General features: G+C 52.8%; 5 protein-coding genes. 2 read left to right on the top strand and 3 right to left on the bottom strand.

All coding sequences use genetic code 11. The annotated features are described in order from the left end of the window. From EDF71_RS24800 to EDF71_RS24790, 3 genes are all read right to left on the bottom strand, one after another. Positions 1 to 333 (bottom strand): transposase (locus EDF71_RS24800; protein ID WP_243854460.1); only part of this gene is annotated, 333 nt, incomplete at its 3' end. 167 nt (positions 334 to 500) lie between these two features. Beyond that, positions 501 to 1265 carry a serine protease gene (locus EDF71_RS24795; protein WP_133859184.1) on the bottom strand — a complete coding sequence of 255 codons (765 nt, stop codon included), beginning with the start codon at positions 1263 to 1265 and terminating at the stop codon, positions 501 to 503. A 373-nt stretch (positions 1266 to 1638) separates the two neighbouring features. Next, positions 1639 to 2019, bottom strand: a complete 381-nt coding sequence (locus EDF71_RS24790) for a hypothetical protein (RefSeq protein WP_133859183.1) — start codon at positions 2017 to 2019, stop codon at positions 1639 to 1641. A gap of 636 nt (positions 2020 to 2655) precedes the next feature. On the opposite strand from EDF71_RS24790, the gene EDF71_RS24785 reads away from it, so the two are divergent. Then, positions 2656 to 2880, top strand: a complete 225-nt coding sequence (locus EDF71_RS24785) for a hypothetical protein (protein ID WP_133859182.1) — start codon at positions 2656 to 2658, stop codon at positions 2878 to 2880. 28 nt (positions 2881 to 2908) lie between these two features. Further along, the gene (infA, locus tag EDF71_RS24780; protein WP_133859181.1) at positions 2909 to 3175 is read left to right on the top strand and encodes a translation initiation factor IF-1; all 267 of its coding nucleotides are present in this window, start codon (positions 2909 to 2911) and stop codon (positions 3173 to 3175) included. Positions 3176 to 4138 lie beyond the last annotated feature (963 nt).

Here is a 4138-nt window from a genome sequence, read left to right as displayed (position 1 = left end):
AAGCTGTCGGCCACTGCCAGACGCACGACTTATCTTAGGCCTGCACGTGTTTCTCTTCAAAGGGGCGGTACGGCGCGTGCGATGGCCGTTTTTTAAAATGTCGCGCTCCTCGGTCACACGCTTGAGCTCGGCCTTCAATCTTCGCAACTCGTCGGTCTGCGATCCCTGCACTTGGCGTTCCGCAGCGGGCACTTGATGGGACTTAATCCACTGATACAGGCTGTGTTGGCTGACGCCAAGCCGAGCCGACACGTCGGCTACCTTGTGGCCTCGCTCAGTGATCTGCTTGACCGCTTCGGTCTTGAATTCTTCGGGGTATCTCTGTTTACTCATGGCACCTCCTATTGGGCCTCAGGTTGAGGCTCAAAGGTGTCTAGGAAACCCGGGGCGATTCACTGCTTCGTGTTCGAAGATGGAAATCTAAGTGCACGAGCGAGCAGTCTGGAGTCCGAATTAGAGTTGAAATCGCGAGAGAGGAAGCTCAAAGTAGGCAGGGATAATTACGCAGTAAGCAGCAGCAAAACATCTGTGTACCAAGTGCAATTTAAGCCAAGCGACTCGTCTTCGATGACATCACGAGTTCGCATGTCCATTCGTGTGGAATGAACGCCCAGCAATTGCCAAGCATCCAAAGAGCGAGCGCTATGGGCCGTGCGTCGGCGTCGCAGCACAGGGGACCCGCTGCTACCACGGTGTGTCCTAGCATCTGTCAAAAAATAGCCTTGCCGCTGAAATCGCACGCCGTAGGCAGACGCAATAGATGCACTTCGCGCCACAGCCAAATAATGAACCGTGTCGTGAAATCCCAGAGGAAAACCAACGACTGTCAGGTCATCGCCAATAGCCACATCCTCACTGCCTGCGTCTAAGTTCGAGACGTTAAAAGCTCGCAGCAAGGTCTGCTCCGGCAATCGATCAACGGCAATCTCTATGGCTGCTATATCCACTGAACCAGCTGTGTCCGATGCCCTTGTCCAAAGTTCGGCTCCTTGGCTAAATAGTGGGATTGAGAAGATCGCAATTCTGCTCAGATCATTGGCACACGTATGAAGCTCGATTTCGATCCGGTCAGGAAGATGCCTAGTGAGCTGGTCTTGCAAAACATGCAAGCTCGTCACTAAGAACAGGCGGGCGTCACGTTGGAAGAAGAAACCACTGGCATTTGTGAGGTGCTGCGAGCCCCAGTAGGTGCGTATATGTGTCGTGGCTAGAAGGACTTCTTCGAGAGAATTTTGCGAATCAGTAGGAACTGTAGTCCAGCCCATATCAACCCTCATCAGACACAGCAACTTGCTGGCTCTTCACCGGCTGGAGTGCCGTAAATTTCACATGCGGATTGTCACCAGCATCATGCTGAACCAGGGAGTCACCACTCACAAAAAACATCACTTTGACGGTGTGCCAAAAGGTAGGAGTAGATATGGGGATGGGGTTGGCTGACAGATAGGCTCCGGATCCAAATGACGATGCAGGATGGATCGCCTAGTCCCAGGCTACTCCTTTTAATAACCTTAAACGTGACTCGCGAAGAAAAGCTTTGGATTCTTCCCGCAACTATGCTGGATCAGCAACACCAAGCCAACTCCCAATGCCATGCATCAGGATTGACGGCTGTGCAACTTCAGCGCGGGCGTTAAATTAAGCTTCGAACCAATCAACATTGAGGGAGATTGCATAGCGTTGCTTCTTCCCATCAACTCCAGTTCCGCCACCGCCAATGTAGGCATCGCACGAAGTGACCTGTGCAGCCAGTCCAGCTCTTTGCAGCATGGCTCTATACGGAATGAGATCTCTTTGGGACAGTTTACCGATGCGCAATCCCTCTACCACCACTGACACTACCATTTCAAAGCCTGCTTGTTCTTTTCCTGGAACAAGGAACGCCAAGCACTCTCGGTGGGCCGACTGACCAAAGGTGTTCCCTGCAATTCGGAAGATGTTCGAAGTGTGCTCGCCATCGTCAGCTACAGCCACCGACTCACCTCTTGCCCAATGCTTTTTTGAAATCAATTTCTTCAATGCGATCGTCTTCGAAAGAGGGCGAGATAGGATCCTGGGTGAATGTGGCGGACCTCGTGAAAGAAGCCAGTACACAAAGTACGACAGCCAGACCATCACGAAAAACAGAAGTATTTGCCCGTAGCCCATCTCGATCCTTTCATTGAAGCAGCGTTTCAGGCTAACTCATTGCAAGGTAGATTGGCTGCCGGGAAAAGATGACCTTCAAGTAGGCGCATCCAGCGCTTACAGATTGCCTGGCTACGTACGGACGCGACCGGAGATGCTCCTCAAAGACGGAATTTCCCGCTCACAGTGCAGGCGATCAGAAGGGTTCACATTGGGTCTCGGCCCAGAGGAGTAGCTGAAGCTTGGTCACATGCCACAGACAGTCCTCGGGGCAAGGCGGTTGGTAGTGCATGACAAGTCATGATGGATGTAGTCCTTTGACGAAAGCCGTCTGTGTGCTATCCTGAACTTCCGGTCAGGGCATGCTTGCCCCTTGATCCATCAGAGTGCTTGGCTCTTACGCCATTCCGCACACCATCCTAGGCAAGCTCTCAAGCCACAATAAATTCCTAGGGTCGGCTTTCCCCTCTTCTGCATTTATTTCTGGCGCCACAAGCTCCACCGTTTCAGCGCGTGGAGCGCGCATGTATGTTCCAATTTTTTAAAAACACCAACAAAATCTCTCGTTATTTCATCTCGCCTGGCGTGAGTGAGCAGCCAGATGGCAAGTTTCAATCAGCCGTCTCTTTGAAATCTGGCCAAGGCTCTGTTACTCAAGACACCGTCTACACCTTCTCAAAGCTTTTTGAGACCGCTCAGGAAGCGTTCGATCATGCCAAGCATGAGGGCATGCAACTTGCCCTCTTGAAGTAACCCCGCGGACCATCACCAAGGACACACATTGAGCAAAGAAGACCTGATCGAAATGCAAGGGAAGATCGGAGAAATTCTCCCCGATGCTAGGTATCGAGTTACCCTGGATAACGGCCACACCTTGGTTGCGTACACAGGTGGAAAGATGCGAAAGCACCGAATCAAGATCATTGCTGGCGACAATGTGACTATTGAAATGTCACCTTATGACCTGACGAAGGGCAGAATTACTTTCCGGCACCTTCCTCCTCGATCAGGAACCGCAGGCGGTTCAAATAACTTCCGTAAACGGTAGGCGAATAAGCCTTGCATCCCAACCGCCTCCGAGCGGTTTTTTATTGCCAAATGAGCGTGGAACTAGCTCTCTAACTACCAGACACCTCGACGGCTCTCTCGCCATTTTCCCTACCATCGCACCACATGCACCCAACACTAGTCGCTCTAGCCCTGCTCCTGGCTTCACCGGCCATGGCTGCGAACTACGCCACCTGCATCCTAGATAAGGCTGGCCAGGTGCAGAACGACAAGGCGGCAATGGCTGCGGCTCAGGCTTGCCTAGTGTCCTTCCCTAGCGGTATTGAGGCCGTGAAGCCAGGTTCAGGACGCGAGCTCACTGGCTACGATTCCGGCGCTGAGTGCACAGCGAGGAAAGCTGCAGACACTCGAAGCGAGATGGCCGCGTACCAGATCAAGCGAGCTTGCATGAGGCTGTATGACGAGCCACAGACGCATACTCCATCCACCGGCCAGATTGATTAGCCAACCAAAAACCTGTTCCCGCTTGCATACTTGTAAACCGGCTTGCCTCCCGGAGCCGCTTCTGTGGTCATACCTGCAAGAAGACCTCCTGCCTGCACAAGCTGCCCAGTCTGCCGAATGAACATCGTCGATGGGGTGCTGTAGGTCCGGCCGCTGGCGGCATCCACCTGCTGATCGCATGGCGCGACTAGGCCTGCAGCGCGGTTAGCGTATTCGGCCAAAGCCATAGATGATCTCGCCTACCTTGTAGTCTTCCAGGAGTTGGGAAATCTCTTCGTCGTTCAGCTTCTTGCCGAGCAAACTAATCAAAGTCATTCGGTTTATTCGTTAAAGAGGAAAGGTGGAGGAATTGTGCTGGAGGGACTTCGATCGTGGCCGATTGTGCCCAATGGCGAGCGGCAGCTCTTGGCTGCGGATTCAACTGATCGACGCAACACACGCATCGAACATTTCAGCAGGGGTTCGATATCCCAGAGTTTTGCGTGGTCGTTGATTGAGA

This window comes from Comamonas sp. JUb58 (assembly GCF_004364775.1).
In the GTDB taxonomy this organism is placed as follows: domain Bacteria; phylum Pseudomonadota; class Gammaproteobacteria; order Burkholderiales; family Burkholderiaceae_C; genus Comamonas.
Note: the sequence above shows the minus strand (reverse complement) of the source record. Positions and strands in the feature narration are given on the sequence as shown.

Excerpts from the sequence above, each read along its gene's own strand:
- EDF71_RS24795 (WP_133859184.1), bottom strand. The coding sequence starts at position 1,265 with ATGGGCTGGACTACAGTTCCTACTGATTCGCAAAATTCTCTCGAAGAA.
- EDF71_RS24785 (WP_133859182.1), top strand. The coding sequence starts at position 2,656 with ATGTTCCAATTTTTTAAAAACACCAACAAAATCTCTCGTTATTTCATC.